Origin of the sequence: Rathayibacter sp. VKM Ac-2754 (genome assembly GCF_009807095.1) — a bacterium.
Lineage (GTDB): Bacteria > Actinomycetota > Actinomycetes > Actinomycetales > Microbacteriaceae > Rathayibacter.
In genome coordinates this window covers 177,210-194,374 of record NZ_WUCC01000005.1, presented here as the reverse complement: position 1 = coordinate 194,374, position 17,165 = coordinate 177,210, and the positions used below count along the sequence as shown (strand labels likewise).

Here is a 17,165-nt window from a genome sequence, read left to right as displayed (position 1 = left end):
TGCGAGCCGAACGCGTTTCTGCGAGCCGGAGGTGGTTCTGCGAGCCGGAGGTGATCCCGGGGGCGGGCGTCAGGCCATGCGGATGACGTTGCCGGTGACGCGGCGGCCGGCGGGGGAGACGAGGAAGGAGGCGAGGTCGCCGACCTCGTCGGGGCGGGCGACGTCGAAGAAGCGGTCGTCGGCGTCGACCGCGGAGCGGACGTCGTCGGTCACCCAGCCCGTGTCGGTGACCGGGGGGTGCAGGGCGTTCGCAGTGATCCCGAGCGGGCCGAGCTCGAGGGAGGCCGACATCGTGTAGTCGACCAGGGCCGCCTTCGCGGCGCCGTACGACACCTCGCCGGGGAAGCCGCGCTCGCCCCCGGACGTGAGCGACACGATCCGTCCGCCGTGGGCCCCGCGGCGCTCGAAGCGCTCGGCGAACTCGGCGATCAGCAGCGCACCCGCTCGGGCGTCGACCGAGAACTGGCGGTCGATGCTGTCGGCGGTGACCCGGCGCTGCGGCCGCCCCATCCAGTCGGCGTCGCGGGCGCGGAAGGTGTCGATCAGGGAGCCGGTGGCGTTGTTGACGAGCACGTCGACCGGGCCGAGCGACTCCTCCGCCGCGTCGAACAGCAGGGCGGCGGAGGCGGCGTCGCGCAGATCGGCGGACACGGCCCGCGCGCGGCCGCCGGTGGCGCGGATCCGCTCGGCGACCCGCTCGCCGTCGGCCCGGTGGGCGATGCGCTGGCGCTCGGGCTCGTGCTCCGGGATCTCCTCGGCGAGGTAGGCCACCAGCACAGCGAGTCCGTCGGCTGCGAGGCGCTCGGCGATCGCGGCGCCGATGCCGTGGTTGGCGCCGGTGACGAGGGCGACGCGGCAGGGCTCGAGCCCGGGGGCGCTCATGCGGGCTCCGTGTCGCGGATCCGACGGCTGCGCGCGGCGGGCGAGGCGAGCCCCGCCACGGCGACGAGAGCGAGCACCAGGAACAGGGCGTTCAGGATGCCGAACTCCTGACCGAGGAAGCCGATCGCGGGAGGCCCGACGAGGAAGGCGACGTAGCCGAGCGTCGCGACGGCGCTGACCCGCGCGGCCGAGTGGGGCCCCTCCGCCGCCGCCGACATGCCGACCGGGAAGCCGAGCGAGCAGCCCAGTCCCCAGGCGACGGCTCCGACGATCACGAGGGCGTCGACCGGAGCGAGGATGAAGAGCAGGATGCCGACGACGGCGAGGATCGCGGAGCCGCGCAGCACGGGCACGCGGCCGAAGCGGTCGAGCACCGGGCCGCCGATCACGCGGCCGACCGTCATCGCGGCGACGAAGACGCCGAAGACGACGGCGGCGGTGGTCATGTCGGCGCCGTGGCCGTCGACCATCGCGAGGGTCAGCCAGTCGTTGGCCGATCCCTCCGCGAACGCCATGCCGAGCATGATCAGGCCGATGAGGACGAGGCGGGTGTCGCGCCAGACGCCGATCGAGTCGGCGACGCGCTCGCGCACCGGCGCCCTGACGGCGTCGGGGGCGACATCGGCGTCGCGGACCGGCACGAAGCGGATCGCCAGGAAGGCGGTCGCGACCACGACCACGGCGATCGTGACGAGGTGCACGGCGACGGGGATGCCGAGGGCGGAGGCGGCGGCGCCGAGGAGCGCGCCCAGCACGGTCCCGAGGCTGAAGAAGGCGTGGAAGAGGGGCAGCAGGGTCTTGCCGAAGGCCGCCTCGTTCGCGGCGCCCTCGACGTTCATCATCACGTCGACCGCGCCGTTGCCGAAGCCGAGCAGCGCCATCCCCGCGAAGGCGACGGGGAGCGCGCCGAGCGAGTCGGCGGCGACGCCGAGGATCGCGAGGCCGGATGCGCAGATCGTCAGGCCGGCGACCATGCCGCGGCGTGCGCCGATCAGCGCCATGATCGCGGTCGACAAGGTGAGGCCGACGATCGCGCCGATCGACATCGCGAGGATGAGCACGCCGACGCCCGCCGTCGACAGCTCGAGCTCGTCGCGGATCGCGGGCGTGCGCGAGACCCAGGTCGCGATCGACACTCCGCTCAGCACGAAGATCGTGAAGACGGCGTTGCGCCAGGCGACGAGCTGGGGGCGGGTGAGGGCGGCGGTGGAGGTCATGACCGGTGTTCCTGGGAGCGGGCCGGGCCCGGTGCTGTCCCGGTCCCCGCAAGACGGAGCGACCCGTTGTCGAATCGATTCGAGCCGGGTCGGTCTAAGCTATCCGGAACCCCCTGGGCCGGTCAAGGAGACGCCGGCCGCCTACCCGTCGAGGAGCAGCGTGGAGTCGAGCAAGGTGGAGTCGAGCGGCCCGGAGGCGCGGCGGACCCGACCCGCGCGCCCTACTCTCGCGCGGGTCGCGGCGCACGCCGGAGTGTCGGCGTCGACCGCGTCGCTCGTGTTCAGCGGAGCCGGGCCGGTGTCGGCCGCGACCAAGGAGCGGGTGCTCCGGGCGGCGGCCGAGCTCGACTACGGCGGACCCGACCCGCGGGCGCGCTCGCTCCGGAAGGGCACCTCGGGCATCGTCGGCGTCGTCGTCGACGAGCGGCTGCTGCACGCGTTCCGCGACCCGATCAAGATCGCGATGCTCGACGGCATCGCCGACGTGCTGGGTGCGGCGGGCGCCGGCATCCTCCTCCTGACCGAGACCGAGGAGGGCGCGGGGCTGCTGTCGACCGCGCCGGTGGACGCGATGATCCTCGTCGGCTGCAGCCCGTCGGTCGACGACTCGCTGGCGATCCTGCGGCGGCGCGGCGTGCCGGTCGTCGTCGTCGAGGGCTTCACCGAGCTCGGTGCGGCCGTCGTGTCGCTCGACAACCGCGAGGCCAGCCGCACCCTCGCCGAGCACGTGCGCGCGCTGGGCCACGAGCGCGTCGCCTCCGTCGCCCTGCCGTTCGCCAAGGATCGGCGGCGCGGCCCGATCCCGGAGGACTGGCGCTCGAGCTCGAGCGTCACGGCCGTCGACCGCCTGGCGGGCGTTCACGACGTCTTCGCCGAGGTCGAGGTGGTGGCCGCGGCCGCCAGCACCGTGGATGAGGGCGTGGCGGCGGGGCGGGTGCTGCTCGGTGCGGAGGAGCCGCCGACCGCGGTCATCGCGCAGAGCGACCTCCTCGCCGCCGGGGTCATCCTGGCCGCCGAGCAGCTCGGGCTGCGGGTGCCGGAGGACGTCTCGGTGCTCGGGTTCGACGGGGTGCAGGTTCCGGGGCTCGCCGCGGAGTACGACCTGACGACCATGGTGCAGCCGGCCGTCGACAAGGGGCGGGCCGCCGGGCGCTCCGTGATCGCGCTGCTCGCGGGCGAGGCGGCGGACGAGGTGCGCTTCCGTGCGGTGTTCCACCGCGGGAACACGAGCGCGGGGCCGCGAGGGGGCGGCGGGGGGTCTTCGTAGGGAGGTGGGTCTCGATACGCCGCCTGCGGCGGCTACTCGACCAGCAGGCTGATGGCGGGGGGCCTTTTCGCTCGCTGATCGAGTAGCCCGCGCAGCGGGCGTATCGAGATCCACGTCCGTCAGAGCGCCGGGCAGAAGGCCGATCCACTGAAGCTGGTGGGTCTCGATACGCCGCCTGCGGCGGCTACTCGACCAGCAGGCTGATGGCGGGGGGCCTTTTCGCTCGCTGATCGAGTAGCCCGCGGAGCGGGCCTATCGAGAGCCACGTCCGCCAGAAGGCCAGGGCAGAAGGCCGATCCACCGAAGCGGGTGGGTCTCGATACGCCGCCTGCGGCGGCTGCGGGCTCGACCAGCATGCTGATGGCGGGGGGCCTTCCACTCGCTGATCGAGTAGCCCGCGCAGCGGGCGTATCGAGATCCACGTCCGTCAGAGCGCCGGGCAGACGGCCGATCCACCGAAGCTGGTCGGGAAGTTATCCACAGGCTTGTCCACAGCCTGTTCGAAACTCTGTTCGACGGGTCAGCGGAGCCAGGCGTCGCTGCGGACGCGGAGTCCGAGGGTCAGCGCACGGGCGCCCAGGTAGGCCAGCGCGAAGGCGATCCACAGGGCCAGGAGGCGCCATTCCGCGGGTGCGGAGGGCGCGAGAAGGGCCAGGGGAGCGAAGATCGCGAGGTTCACGAGGCCGCTGAGGGCGAGGTAGCGGCCGTCCCCCGCGCCGATCAGGACCCCGTCGAGGACGAAGACGTAGCCGCCGAGCGGAGCCGTGAGGCCGACGACCGCGAGGGCCGCGGGCAGCAGGCGGAGCACCTCCGGATCGCTGGAGAAGACGAACGGCAGGTAACCGCTCGAGAGGGTTACAACCGCGCCGAGCACCACTCCGGCACCGATTCCCCAGGTCACACAGCGTTTCGTGACCGCGCGGGCCTCGTCGCGAGCCCCGGCACCGAGGAGTCGGCCGAGCAGCGCCTGGGCGGCGATCGCGACCGCGTCGAGCGCGAAGGCGACGGTCGAGAAGACCGTCATCGCGACCTGGAACGCGCCGAGCTCCTCGGCCCCGAGCCCCGAGGCGACGGCGACCGCGAGCAGGATGGCCGCCCGCAGACTCGCCGTGCGCAGGAGCATCCAGCCGCCCGAGCCGGCGGAGGAGCGGAGCCCCGCGAGGTGCGGCCGCAGGGGCGCGCCGACCCGCCGGGCGAGCCGCACGGCGACTCCCGCGTAGGCCGCGAACATCGCCCACTGCGCCACCACTGTCCCCAGGGCCGACCCGGTTATCCCCAGGCCGGCGGGGTAGATCAGCACAGCGTTCAGGCCGGCGTTGAGCGCGAAGCCGCCGGCCGCGATGACCAGCGGCGTCCGGGTGTCCTGGAACCCGCGCAGCAGCCCGGTGAGGGCGAAGACGCCGAGCATCGCGGGGATCCCGGCCATGCTGACCGACAGGTAGCGCACCCCGGCCTCGGCCACCGCCGGCTCCGCGCCGAAGAGCCCGATGAGCACCGGGCTGAGGATCGCACCGACCACCGCGATCGCCGCGCCGAGGGCGAGCGCGAGCCAGCCGCCGTCGATCCCGGCGGCCACCGCCCGGCGCTCGTCGCCCTCGCCGAGCGCGCGGCCGACCCGGGGCGTCGTGCTGTAGGCGAGGAACACCATCAGCCCGACGATCGTCTGCAGCACCGCGCCGCCGAGGGCGAGGCCCGCGAGCGGCACCGCGCCGAGGTGCCCGACGAGGGCCGAGTCGGTGAGCAGGAACAGCGGCTCGGCGACCAGCGAGCCGAGGGCGGGGACGGCCAGGCGCAGGATGCTGCGGTCGAGGGTGCGGGTGCTCACCGCTCGACGCTATCGGGCGCGGCGCCGGCGCCCGGTCGTCGAGGGAACCCCGAACCGTCGAGGGGGCCCGCTACTCCTGGCCGTCTCGACGGTCCGGGGTTCCCTCGGCACGCGGGGCGACCGCGGCGAGCCACTGGTGCACGAGGGGGGTCAGCAGGCGCGGGTCCTCCTCGGGTGCGAGGGCTCGCACGGCGCGGTCGGGGGCGCGCCAGTCGAGGCGGGGGTCGTCGAGCACGGGCGCGACGGCGTCGGCGCGAGGCGCGACTCCGCGGTGCAGGATGAGCTCGACGCGGTCGCCGGGCCGGAGGCGCAGGGTCACCAGGTGCGCGCCGATCGCATAGCTGGGCGCGTTCCACTTCACCGACTCGACGAGCCGGTCGTCGGCGGCGAGCACCGCCTCCCGCACAGCCTCGATCTGCTCGCGCCGGGGGTGCGCCATCGCGTCGACGTGAGCGGTCGCGGAGGCGTCGAGTCGGGTCATGCCGACACCGTGGCACACCACGGGCGCGAGCTGTCGCGCGTTCGCCGGGTGTTCACCGCCGCTCCGGCGGCCCGCCCGTAGCCTGGCCGCATGACGAGCGTCGCCGTTCGACCCCTCGCCCTGCGCCGGCGCTGGGCGCTCGGCGCGGCCGGGCTGCTCCTCGCCTCCGCCGTGCTCCAGCTCCTCGCCTCGATCGAGCGCTGGGTGGTCGCGGCCGACGGCTGGGCCCGCGAGGACAGCACGATCGAGGACCACCGCTTCGACTACTCCTTCCCCGCCGACCCGTGGGAGAACGTCGGGTCGGCGGCACAGCTCCACGGGATCGGCACGATCCTGCTCGCGCTCGGAGTGCTCGCCGCCCATCGCGCGTTCACCCCGCGGGGCCGCGTCGCGGGTCTCCTGGCGCTCCTCGTCGCGGTCTCGTTCTGCCTGCTCGGGCTGCACGCCCTCGTCTCGGGCATCCTCGGTGCTCCGACGCCCCTGCAGAACGTCGGGCTGCAGCTGGTGCTCAGCACGATCCCGGCCGTCGCGCTCGTCGCTCTGGCACTGCTCTGGGCCACCGAGTCACCGTTCGCGGCGGTCGCCGCCGTGTTCCTGCTCGGCGCCACGCTGCCCGGCTACCTGCTGGCCGCCTTCGCCATCGCTCCGATGATCATGAACTACCAGTCGTACGACACGACCCCGTGGACGGAGGCGGTGGTCGCCGCCTCGATCGCCGTCGCCGGCCTGCTGGTGCTGGTCGCGCGCCCCGCGCCGCGGCGCTGATCGGGGCGACCGCCCGCCGGGGGGTCACCGCACGAGGCGCGGCACCAGGCGCACCAGCGCCACCATCGCGACGAGCTCGACGAGGGTCTGCGTCACCACGACCACCGGAGCGAGCGCCAGCGCGGGCGGCAGCGCGAGGGCGAGCGGCAGCACCACCAGCGAGTTGCGGGTGACCCCGCTGAACAGCAGCGCCCGCCGCGCCGGGACGTCGAGGCGCGCGATCCGCCCCGCTGCGACTCCGATCGCCGTCATCACCACGACGAAGGCGGCGTAGACGGCCACCAGCACCCCGAGCCGGGGGAGCGCGGCTCCGACCGCGCCCGCCTGCGACGCCACGACGGTGAGGAGCGTCGCCACCATCAGCGGCACCATCGCCGCCTGCACGGCGCCCTCGATCCGCCGCCCCACCGCCGTCCGCGCCGCGAGCGCCTGGGTCGCCGCCGCCGCGATGAGCGGCAGGACGATGAGCAGCAGGAACGCCTCGGCGAACGGGCCGATCTCGACCGCGGACACCGCCTCCGCTCCCAGCATCACGCGGAGGAGGACGGGCAGCAGCAGGATCTGCACCAGCATCAGGAGGGGCGCGGCCGCCAGCAGCCGCGCCGCCGCCCCGCCCGCGAGACCGCTGAAGACGATCACGTAGTCGACGCACGGCGTGAGGAGCACCAGCAGAACCCCGAAGACCAGCGCCGGCTCCTCGGCGACGAACCGCGACAGGGCGAGGGCGACGACCGGCACCACGACGAAGTTCACCAGCAGCACGGCGCTCAGGAAGCGCCCGTCGCGGAACGCGCGCAGCACCGAGCCGAATGGCACCGCGAGGAACGTGGCGTAGAGCAGCAGCCCCAGCACCGGGGTGATCGCGACGTCGAGCCGCGCCGCCCCGGGCAGGAGGAGCCCGAGCGCCAGCCCCGCCGCGATCGCACCGAGGTACCAGGCGATCTGGTGGCGCTCGAGCGAGGCGACGCCGCCGCGGGCGTCAGCCACGGCGCGGGCCGGCGGAGGAGACGAGGAGGGGCACCCCTCGATTCTGGCCGCGACGGCTCAGGTGGCCGCGCTCAGGTGGTCCGTACCGCGTTGTCGCCGTGGTTGCCGATCACCTCGTACGCCGTGCTGCCCACCGCGCGCACGGGCTTCGCGTTCATGTGCCCGGTCGCCCACTGGTTGCCCAGCACCGAGACGGCGCGCGCGTTCACGGCCTCGACGCAGTGCGTCCAGCCGGCGCCCGCGTCCTCGCACGCGAAGATGTTGCCGGTGATGCTGAAGCCCACGGTGCGCGCCGCCGAGGAGACGCCGGTGATCGCGATCGCGGGGTACGTGTTCGCGGCGGCCTTGCCTCCGTTGCTGATCGCGTTGCCGACGATCTGGATCTGCGCCAGATCCTCCGTCAGCCACGGCGGCATCGTGTAGACGAGGGACTGGCGCCGCGCCCCCTCCATGATGTTGTTCGCGATCGTCACGCGCCGGTTGCCGCGCAGCTCGATGTTGATCTGCGGCGAGCCGTCGAGGTGGTTGCCCAGGATGCGGATCGGCCCGCCCTCGATCGAGAGGTCGGCGTAGGAGGCGCCGATGTTGTTCTCGACGATCCAGGAGTCGATCATCCGGTAGCCCGTCCAGATGCCGGTGCCCGTGCACTGGTCGATGCTGCAGCGCTGGATGCGGTTGAGCAGCCCGAGGTCGCCGAAGGTGCCGTCGTTCAGGCGCATGCCGTAGTCGGTCCAGCCGTAGAGCTGCAGCGAGTCGAGCACGGTCTTGTCGAGGTGCGCCGAGACGCACGCGCCGCCCAGACCGTTCGCGTCGAGGATCAGGTTGTCGAAGCGGCAGGCCGAGAAGGCCCCGGTGACCACCGGCGCGTTCGTCAGTGAGCGGATGCGCGTCGACAGCTCGCCCGCCCCCCGGAACGCGATGCTCGAGAGCCCGCTGGCACGGCCGATCGATCCGGCGATGCGGTAGATGCCGCGGGGGAAGTAGACGACGCCGCCGTAGGTGGCGAGGGCGGCGTCGATCGCCGCGTCGATCGCGGGCAGGTCGTCGGTGCTGCCGTCGCCGGTCGCACCGTAGTCCTGCACGTTGTAGACGAGCTCGCCCTTGGCGACGGGGCGCTCGCCGGAGTCGGTGCGCACCGCCTCGGGGAGCTGCGCGAGGGGCACGAGACCGGAGGCGTCGAGCCCCGCGACCCCGCTGGGCGCGGCGATCTCGGAGTGCAGGACGGGGGCGTCGGGATCGGCGGTGGCGAGGGTGGCGCCGAGGGGGGCGGCGAAGAGGCCGCGGCGAGTGAGCTCGGCAGCGGCGACGGAGAGAAGGGGCATGGCCTCACTATGCGTCCGCACCCGACCTGTACAGACCCTAGGACAGGGGCGTTCGCGCTGCACAGAATGTCGGCATCGGCCGCCGCCCGAGGTCGATCGAGCCCGAGACGCCGCAGATCGGGCCGTGCGGAGCAGGTGGAATCGCGTTCGGCAGGCCCTAGCATGCCCCCATGCAGCGCACCCACGGGCTCCGGCCCCTCGACGTCGTGATCGCCGGGCTGCTCGGGGCGTTCGCACTCGCGCTGATCGCGAACTCGGCCCGCCTGCTGATCATCACGCCGCCGCTCAGCTGGGCGTTCGTCGTCGCGTTCGGCGTGGCCGTCGCGCTCACCGCCGCGCTCCGGATCCCGCTCGGCCGTCGCTCCGGGATGCCCGTGGTGGGGCTGACGGTGACGCTGCTGGTCGTCGTGCAGCCGGGCGTGGATCCGCTGCGCCTGCTCGGAGTGTGGACGGCGGCGTCGCTCGTCGTCCAGCTGGTGCAGACCCGCAGCGTCCCGATCGCGTTCTACGTCACGGGTCTCGGGGCGCTCGCCGCGGACGCCCACCTGCACGTGTTCGACCTGCTCCGGGGCCCGATCGGCGAACCGCTCGCGCTGCTGCCGGCGACCGTCGTGTTCGTCCTGGTCATCCTGCTCGTCGACGTCCTCCGCCAGCGCGGGCGCTGGGGCCTGGACTGGGAGGTCGGGACGAGCGCGCTCGTGCCGCGCCGGGTCGCTCTGATGATCGCGCTGCTCTGGGTGCTCGGCACCGCCGTCTGGTTCCTCGACAGCGTGGTGGTCCCGGCGATGGCGGGCGACCCGGCGATCGAGCAGAGCCCCCTCCTGCTGCTCGTCGTGAGCGCGCTGGTCTTCAGCGTGGCGAAGCGGATCGAGGTGCGGCGGGTGCGGAGGCGGCTCGCCGGCGTCCTGGACGCGGCGCTCGAGCTGCCGTGGGGCGGGGTCTCGCAGGCCGAGGGCGCCCTCGTCGCCCACGCGCGGACGTCGATCGAGGCCGACCGGATCGAGGTGCGCGACGAGCCGGCCTCGGGCAGCGAGATCGGCTCGGTGATGCTGGTGCCCGGCGGCCGCACCCGCTACGTCGTCGCCTCGAAGCGCCTCAGCCCGGTGCCGTTCAGCACCGAGGACGAGCAGATCCTCGACGCCCTCGCGCACATGGGCACCGACACGCTCGGCGCCCGCGACGACGTGGAGTCGCTGCGCCGCTACGTCGACCGCGACCCGCTCACGGGTCTGCCGAACCAGCGGGCGTTCCAGTCGGCCCTCGCGACCTACAACCGCGACCGCCGGCCGTTCGAGGGCATCGCCGTGCTCTTCATGGACCTCGACGACTTCAAGGACCTGAACGACGGACGCGGGCACCACGTCGGCGACAAGATGCTCCGCCTGGTGGGTCAGCGGCTGGCCGAGTCCACCGCCGAGGGCGGCTTCGCGGCCCGCATCGGCGGGGACGAGTTCGTGCTGATCCTGCGGGGTCTTCGCTCGGCAGCGGATGCGCGCCGGCGCGCGGAGGCGCTGGTCGAGACGGTCAGCGCGACCGCGACGGTCGGCGGTGACACGCTGGCGCCGGTGGTCAGCGTCGGAGTCGCGTTCTCGGCGCACGAGGAGCTCGATCCGTCGACGATCGTGATCGAGGCCGATCGCAGCATGCTCGCGCTCAAGCGGGGGAGGGGCCGCTCCGGCCGCGAGCGCGCGAGCGCCATCGACGTCACCTCGGTCGTCGCCGATCCGGTGCGGGAGGCGGCGTCGCGAGCCGTCCGCGACCGCACCCTCGACGTCGCCTACCAGCCGATCGTCGAGCTCGCGAGCAACCGCATCTGGGCGTTCGAGGCGCTGGTGCGGCTCGAGGATCCGGTCGTCGGCCGGATCGCCCCGCCCGACCTCATCGAGAAGGTCCGCGAGCTCGACCTCCTCGACGACCTCACCGTGCAAGTCGTCGAGAAGGCGATGGCCGCGGCCGAGAGCTTCCGCGACACCGGGGTCGGCATCGAGTGCATGACGGTCAACGTCGACCTCGAGCAGCTGGCGCCCGAGCGGCTCGGCGATCACCTGGCGGAGATGCCCGGGCGCTTCCCCGGGGTGCAGCTCTGCATCGAGCTCAACGAGCGCACCCTCGACACGGCGACCGACGACCTGCGACGGCACGCTCAGAGCCTGCGCGACCGAGGAGTGCTGATCGCGCTCGACGACTACGGCGCGCTGGGCTCCTCCGCGGCGTCGGTGGCGACCTTCCCGCTCGACATCGTGAAGCTCGACCGGGCCCTGATCACCGGGCTCGCGACCGAGGTCCGCAAGCGCGAGCTCGTCCGGGCACTGCAGTCGTACGCGGTGGCCACGGGGGTGCGCGTCATCGTCGAGGGGGCCGAGGACCTCGAGACGATCGCCCTCCTCCGCGGGCTCGGAGTCACCGATGTGCAGGGGTACGTCTTCGGTCGTCCTGACACTCGGACGGGGGCGGAGCACCGATTGCTGACGACCGGCTCGGTCGCCCTGCACTCCCTAGACTGACGCCAGAACGGGGCGTCGGAGCCGATTCCACGGCTCGCGCCGAGGCCCGGGCACGACCGTTCGACTCCATCCTCGAGTGACGGCCGTCCCGTTCTCCCGTATGCCGATCGGATCGTCGCTCCATGACCTCTCCTTCCCTGCACCGGCGTGCTCTCGCGGCCGTCGCCGCCCCCGCGCTCTGCGCCGTCCTCGTGTTCGGCGCCGCGTCGAGCGCCTCCGCGGCCGACTTCGTCGACCCGGCGACCGGAGCCGTCGTGCAGGCCGCCGCCAGCCCCTCGACCCTCACCGTCACCGCCGGTGCCGGGCTCGAGTACCTGACCCTCCCGGTCGCCGACGGCGTCACCCCCACCCGCGTGCTCGCCACGCTCCAGGCGCTCGAGCCGCTGAGCGGCTCGCTCGCGGTCATCGTGTCGGGTCGCACCGTGCAGACGATCGACGCGGCGACCGCGACCCGGCTCGACGTCCCGCTCCAGCCGGGCGACGCGGTCGACGGCGTCCTCGCGATCGGCTTCCAGCTCACCGGGGCGACCGGCTCGGCCGGCGCTCTCTGCGAGGTGCAGGGCCGCTCGCTCACCGTCTCCGACGTCGGGATCGTCGGCGACGGCGTCGCCGCGGCGCCCACCACGGTCGCCGACTTCTTCGGCGACTCGGTCACCGACGTCTCGATCGTCGTGCCCGACGCCGCCGACGACGCCCTGCGCGCCGCGGGGCTGTCGGCCGCCGCCTCCCTGGCCGCGCGCTACCCCTCCTCCGGTGTCGCGATCACCGTGGCGGAGGACGGCGCGACCGAGGGGATCGTCGATCTCGACGCCGCTCAGGGCCGCATCGTGCGCTTCGAAGCGGCGGACGGCGACGTCGTCACGTCGATCAGCGACGAAGGCGGAACGCCGGTCCTGACGCTCACCGGCGCCTCGGGCGACCTCGCCGCCGCCGGAGCCGCGCTCGGCAGCGAGTACCGCGGGCTCGCCTCGAGCGCCAGCACGACCGGCCTCGCGCAGAAGGTCGTGCCGTCGAGCTCGCTCGAGCACACCCTTGCCGACTTCGGCGCCGACCGCCTCGCGCTGGGCAGCACCGGAGCGGCGGCGAGCTACACGACCATCACGCAGTCCGCGTTCGGCGGCCCCGTCTCCGCGGTCGACCTCGAGCTGGTCGGCACGCACTCCGCGATCCCCGAGGGCATCACGGCGACGGCGAACGTCTACTGGAACGACTTCCTGATCGGCTCGAGCGTCCTCGGCGCCGACACCGCCGTCGACATGGAGCTGTCGGTCCCGACCGGCCAGCTCGGATCCTCGAACGGCCTCTCGGTCCGCCTCTCGGCCGTCCGCGACAGCGACGGGCTCTGCATCGGCTCGGCCGACTCCGTGCCGATCGAGTTCTTCGTCGACGGAGCCTCCTCCACCGTCACCGGGGTCCGCGGCGAGTCGGCCGCGCCCGGCTTCGGCCGCTTCCCGCAGGCCTTCGGCGGCGAGCTCGCCGTGGCCTTCGGCGAGTCGGCCACCGGCGCCGACGCGCTCCGCAGCGCGGGCGACCTCGTGGCCGCCCTGCAGCGGGTCGACTCCACGCCGCTCGCCGTCTCGGTCGTCGGCCTCGACGACTTCGTCGACTCCGACCGCTCGGGCCTCGTCGTCGCGGCCGGCGCCGAGGAGGCGGAGGCGCTGCGGACCCCGCTGCGCCTGGCCGAGTTCACCGCCATCGACTCCTCGAGCCTGAGCTACGGAGTGGGCACCGACGCGCCCTACGCGGCCCTCGAGGCCTTCACGACCGAGGGCCGCGATCTCGTGCTGCTCGGCGGCTGGAGCCCCGACGGCGACGCGACCGCCTCCTCCGCGCTGCAGGCCTCGATCGGCGCGTTCGCCGCCGAGGAGGGCTGGACCTCGCTCTCGGGCAACCTCGCCGTGACGGGGGCAGTGGCGACCGAGCCCGTGCAGATCGACAGCAACGAGATCACGCCGCAGGACGAGGTCAAGGACGACTACTCGTCGTACGCGATCTGGTTCGTCGTCGCGGTCGTCGTCATCGGGCTGCTCATCCTGCTCGGCTGGCTCGCCCGCCGTCGCCGGGCACGCCGGGTCGCGGCCTACGTCGACGCGCAGGAGCGCGCCACCCAGGAGCCGGACTCCGCACCGCACGGCCAGCACGCGGCCGACCCCTCGGCTACTCCGCCGGCGCGCCCCGCCTCCTCCGACTGAGCATGCCGTGACCAGCACGATCGCCCCTGCTCCGGTCGCGCCGCCCGCGGCCCGCCGGTGGTGGCTGCGCGCCTGGGACCGCCTCGGGCAGCCCGTCACCGGCCGGCAGGTGCCCGGCACGGTCGTCGTGCTGGTGGTGTCGCTCCTGGTGGGCTTCGCCGCCTGCCTCGTGACCACCTCCTCCGGCATCAACCTCGCCTACGCCGACACGCAGAGCCACCTCGCGATCTCGCGGCGCATCTTCGACTCGAAGGCGCCCGGGTTCACGCAGCTCGGCACGGTCTGGCTGCCCGTCCCGAGCCTCATCCTCATCCCGTTCGTGCAGTCGCTCTGGCTGTGGCACACCGGCTGGGCGGCGGGCCTGCTCGGCATGATCTGCCTGGCCGGCACCGCCTGCGGCGTGTACCGGATCTCGGCGCGCGTGGGTCACCTCCGCGCGGGGCGCATCACCGCCGTGCTGCTGGTGCTCGCCAACCCCGGGGTGCTCTACGCGTTCTCGACCGCGATGACGGAGCCGGTGCTCATCGTCACGATGGTCGGCTGCTTCGCGGGGCTCTCGCACTGGGTGACCAGCCGCCGCACGCTGATGGCCGGCGAGATGATGGTGTTCTGCGGCCTGCCCGCCGCTGCCGCGACGCTCTCGCGCTACGAGGGCTGGGTGCTCGTGTTCGGCGGCACGCTCGTGGTGCTGATCGTCGCGTGGCGCCGCAAGAGGTCGCTCCGGTACGCGATCAAGATGGCGAGCGCGTTCGGCGTGCTGCCGCTGATCTCGATCGTCTGGTGGCTGGTCTACAACTTCACGGTCTACAGCAACCCGCTCGAGTTCATGAACGGGCAGTACTCGGCCGCGAACCTGCAGAAGGCGGTCGCCGACGCGGGGCTGCTCGCCTACCAGGGCAACGCCGGCCTGACGCTGTGGTCGTACAACTGGGCGGTGCTCGAGACCTCGGGGCTCGTCACGGTCGCGCTCGGGATCGCCGGAGCGCTGGTGCTCGCGTGGCGCCGCGGGATCTCGGACGACGCCCTCGTGATCTGGCTGATGATCGTCTCGTACGCCTTCTCGCTCCTCAGCCTCTACCTCGGCCAGACCCACATGAACAACGACCAGACACTGCCGACGAACTGGTGGAACAACCGCTACGCGCTGTCGGTGCTGCCGTTCCTCGCGGTGCTCGCGGCGGTGCTCGTCGACGCGCTGCGGCGCCTCCCGCGGGTGGGCGCCGGTGCCCTGGGTCTCGTGCTCGTGCTGCTCGGCGCGCAGACCGCGTGGTGGGCGCAGGACCTCGACCGCAACGCGGTGATCGCCGAGGCGAGCGGCTACGTCGGCCTCAAGGAGGCGTCGGGCGCGACCGCCGCCGCTCGCTTCCTCGGTGAGAACTACGACGGCGGAGGAGTCCTGATCGACGAGAGCGCCGCCGGCAACGCGCTGCTGCCCGAGATCGGCATCCCGCTCTCGGAGTACTACAACCGCTCGGCCGGCGAGCTCTTCGACGAGGCCCTCGCCGCGCCCTACACGCACGCGAAGTGGGTGTTCGTGACCACCGCCGACGCCCCCGAGCTCTCCGAGACCGGCGTCGCAGACCTCGTCTACGACGCGATCACGCGCGACTCCTCGTTCGACACCCGCTACCGGCCCGTGTTCTCGCAGGGCATCTACGTGATCTACGAGCGGCTCGGAGGCTGAGCATGGCGACGACGACGGCACGCGTGGGCGAGATCCTCCTCGACCGCGGGCTCATCAGCCGGGAGCAGCTCGACGAGGCGCTGCGCCGCCAGGCCCGCGAGGGCGGCCTGCTCGGCCGGCACCTCATCATCGACGGAGCCGTCACCCGGCGCGAGATGTACGCGGCGCTCGCCGAGCAGTGGGACGCCCCGATGGTCGACCTGGTCGAGGAGCCCCCCGAGGCGAAGACCCTCGCGCGCATCGGCCCGATCACCCTCGTCGACGAGGGCTGGGTGCCCTGGCGGGTGCTCGAGGACGGCACCGGCGTGATCGCCACCTCGGTGCCGCCGACCGAGACGGTGCTGGCGCGCGCGCGCGAGCTGATGGGCGTCTCCCGGATCACGGTGCGCACGACCACCGACTGGGACATCTTCATGGCGGTCGAGAACGCCTGCCGCGCCGCGCTGCTGTTCGGTGCCGCCGACGCGCTCGCCGTCGAGAGCGGCGACGAGTCGGCCAAGTCGGGGCTGCGGCGCTGGCAGGTCGTCACCCCGCTCGTGCTGGCCGCCGTGGTGATCGTGGGGGTCGTGCTCGCGCCGAGCATCACCTTCGTGATCGTGCTCGCCGCCGCGAATCTGCTGTTCCTGATGAACATCGCCTTCAAGGCCCTGGCAGGGCTCCGCGCGCCGCTCAACAAGAGCTCGGTCACGGCATGGGAGGAGGAGGTGGCGCTCGAGCGCGGCCGCCGCGGTCTCGCGGTGTCGCCTCCGCGCATGACCGACGACGAGCTGCCGATCTACACGATCCTCGTCCCGGCCTACAAGGAGGCCAACATCATCAGCAAGCTGCTGGTGAACCTCGGCGCGCTCGACTACCCCAAGGCCAAGCTCGAGGTGCTCGTGCTGCTCGAGGCCGACGACGACGAGACGATCGGCGCGGTGCGGCGGATGAACCCGCCCGAGTACGTGCGCATGGTGATCGTGCCGCCGGGCGGCCCGCAGACCAAGCCGCGCGCGTGCAACTACGGCCTCAGCTTCGCCCGCGGCGAGTTCGTCGTGATCTACGACGCCGAGGACCGGCCCGACCCCGACCAGCTGCGCAAGTGCGTGCGGCTGTTCCGCGAGGACGAGTTCGAGCGCCGGCACGTGGACCCGTCGCAGAAGCAGCTGGTGTGCCTGCAGGGCGCGCTGAGCTACTTCAACGCCGACTACAACGTGCTGACCCGGATGTTCGCGGTCGAGTACGCGCACTGGTTCGGCGCGATGCTGCCCGGCCTCGACCAGTCGCACCTGCCGATCCCGCTCGGAGGCACCTCCAACCACTTCGAGACGCGCGTGCTGCGCGAGCTCGGCGCCTGGGACCCGTACAACGTCACGGAGGACGCCGACCTCGGCCTCCGCGTGGCCGCGCACGGCTACCGCGTGGGCGTCGTCGACTCGAACACCTGGGAGGAGGCGTGCGCCGAGGTCCCCGCGTGGATCAAGCAGCGCACCCGCTGGATCAAGGGCTACATGATGACCGCGGGCGTGAACACGCGGCACCCCGTGCGCTGGTTCCGCGTCAACGGGATCCTCGGCACGCTGAGCCTGGTCGCGCTGATCATGGGGACGCCGGTGGCGTTCCTCCTGTACCCGCTGGTGCTGGGCTTCACGATCATCACCTACATCGGCGTGCAGTTCCTCGGTCTCGACATCCCGGAGTGGCTGATCGTCGCGGGCACGACGAACATGCTGTTCTCGAACGCTCTGATGATCGTGGTGTCGGGGATCGCGGCGTGGAAGCGCTACAACTGGCGGGTCGCGGCCTTCGCGGTGCTGAACCCCGTCTACTGGGTGCTGCACTCGATCTCGGCCTGGCGTGCGGCCTGGCAGATCGTCTTCAGCCCGCACAAGTGGGAGAAGACGCCCCACGGGCTGACGGAGGACTACGAGGACTCGACGATCGGGGCGCCGGCGTAGGGCGGCTTCTCGCGCGGCGCCTCGTCACCCTGTCGGTGGGATCGATCCGTCACGAAAGCACCGTGCTCTCGTGCTCGAACGGGCCGTCTTCGACGGATGGAT

At 73.0% G+C, this 17,165-nt stretch carries 12 protein-coding genes; 6 read left to right on the top strand and 6 right to left on the bottom strand.

Going from position 1 to position 17,165, the window contains the following annotated elements; genetic code table 11:
* Nucleotides 1-69 precede the first annotated feature (69 nt).
* Nucleotides 70-882 carry an SDR family NAD(P)-dependent oxidoreductase gene (locus tag GRS92_RS10460; RefSeq protein WP_159855986.1) on the bottom strand — a complete coding sequence of 271 codons (813 nt, stop codon included), beginning with the start codon at nt 880-882 and terminating at the stop codon, nt 70-72.
* Complete coding sequence (locus GRS92_RS10455) at nt 879-2,099, bottom strand: MFS transporter (protein WP_159855984.1); 1,221 nt, start codon at nt 2,097-2,099, stop codon at nt 879-881. Before GRS92_RS10455 ends, GRS92_RS10460 begins: the two co-directional genes overlap by 4 nt.
* Before the next feature lie 160 nt (nt 2,100-2,259).
* Here GRS92_RS10455 and GRS92_RS10450 point away from each other — a divergent pair, with 160 nt between their 5' ends.
* The gene (locus tag GRS92_RS10450; RefSeq protein WP_235021926.1) at nt 2,260-3,366 is read left to right on the top strand and encodes a LacI family DNA-binding transcriptional regulator; all 1,107 of its coding nucleotides are present in this window, start codon (nt 2,260-2,262) and stop codon (nt 3,364-3,366) included.
* Between the two features lie 520 nt (nt 3,367-3,886).
* On the opposite strand, the gene GRS92_RS10445 is transcribed toward GRS92_RS10450, so the two are convergent.
* The gene (locus tag GRS92_RS10445; RefSeq protein ID WP_159855980.1) at nt 3,887-5,191 is read right to left on the bottom strand and encodes an MATE family efflux transporter; all 1,305 of its coding nucleotides are present in this window, start codon (nt 5,189-5,191) and stop codon (nt 3,887-3,889) included.
* A gap of 70 nt (nt 5,192-5,261) precedes the next feature.
* Nucleotides 5,262-5,672, bottom strand: a complete 411-nt coding sequence (locus GRS92_RS10440; protein ID WP_159855978.1) for a DUF1801 domain-containing protein — start codon at nt 5,670-5,672, stop codon at nt 5,262-5,264.
* A 90-nt stretch (nt 5,673-5,762) separates the two neighbouring features.
* On the opposite strand from GRS92_RS10440, the gene GRS92_RS10435 reads away from it, so the two are divergent.
* The gene (locus GRS92_RS10435; RefSeq protein WP_159855976.1) at nt 5,763-6,437 is read left to right on the top strand and encodes a hypothetical protein; all 675 of its coding nucleotides are present in this window, start codon (nt 5,763-5,765) and stop codon (nt 6,435-6,437) included.
* Between the two features lie 24 nt (nt 6,438-6,461).
* On the opposite strand, the gene GRS92_RS10430 is transcribed toward GRS92_RS10435, so the two are convergent.
* Nucleotides 6,462-7,424, bottom strand: coding sequence for a bile acid:sodium symporter (locus tag GRS92_RS10430; protein ID WP_159855974.1), 963 nt, complete (start codon nt 7,422-7,424; stop codon nt 6,462-6,464).
* 71 nt (nt 7,425-7,495) lie between these two features.
* Nucleotides 7,496-8,746, bottom strand: coding sequence for a glycosyl hydrolase family 28-related protein (locus GRS92_RS10425; protein WP_159855972.1), 1,251 nt, complete (start codon nt 8,744-8,746; stop codon nt 7,496-7,498).
* Between the two features lie 170 nt (nt 8,747-8,916).
* Here GRS92_RS10425 and GRS92_RS10420 point away from each other — a divergent pair, with 170 nt between their 5' ends.
* The 4 genes from GRS92_RS10420 (at nt 8,917) to GRS92_RS10405 (ending at nt 17,063) form a co-directional block, all read left to right on the top strand.
* The gene (locus GRS92_RS10420; protein WP_159855970.1) at nt 8,917-11,250 is read left to right on the top strand and encodes a bifunctional diguanylate cyclase/phosphodiesterase; all 2,334 of its coding nucleotides are present in this window, start codon (nt 8,917-8,919) and stop codon (nt 11,248-11,250) included.
* Between the two features lie 122 nt (nt 11,251-11,372).
* Nucleotides 11,373-13,442 carry a hypothetical protein gene (locus GRS92_RS10415; protein WP_159855968.1) on the top strand — a complete coding sequence of 690 codons (2,070 nt, stop codon included), beginning with the start codon at nt 11,373-11,375 and terminating at the stop codon, nt 13,440-13,442.
* A 7-nt stretch (nt 13,443-13,449) separates the two neighbouring features.
* Entirely contained in the window at nt 13,450-15,126 is a 1,677-nt protein-coding gene (locus tag GRS92_RS10410) for an ArnT family glycosyltransferase (protein WP_159855966.1), read from the top strand.
* A 2-nt stretch (nt 15,127-15,128) separates the two neighbouring features.
* The gene (locus GRS92_RS10405) at nt 15,129-17,063 is read left to right on the top strand and encodes a glycosyltransferase (protein ID WP_159855964.1); all 1,935 of its coding nucleotides are present in this window, start codon (nt 15,129-15,131) and stop codon (nt 17,061-17,063) included.
* The last annotated feature ends 102 nt before the right edge of the window (nt 17,064-17,165 follow it).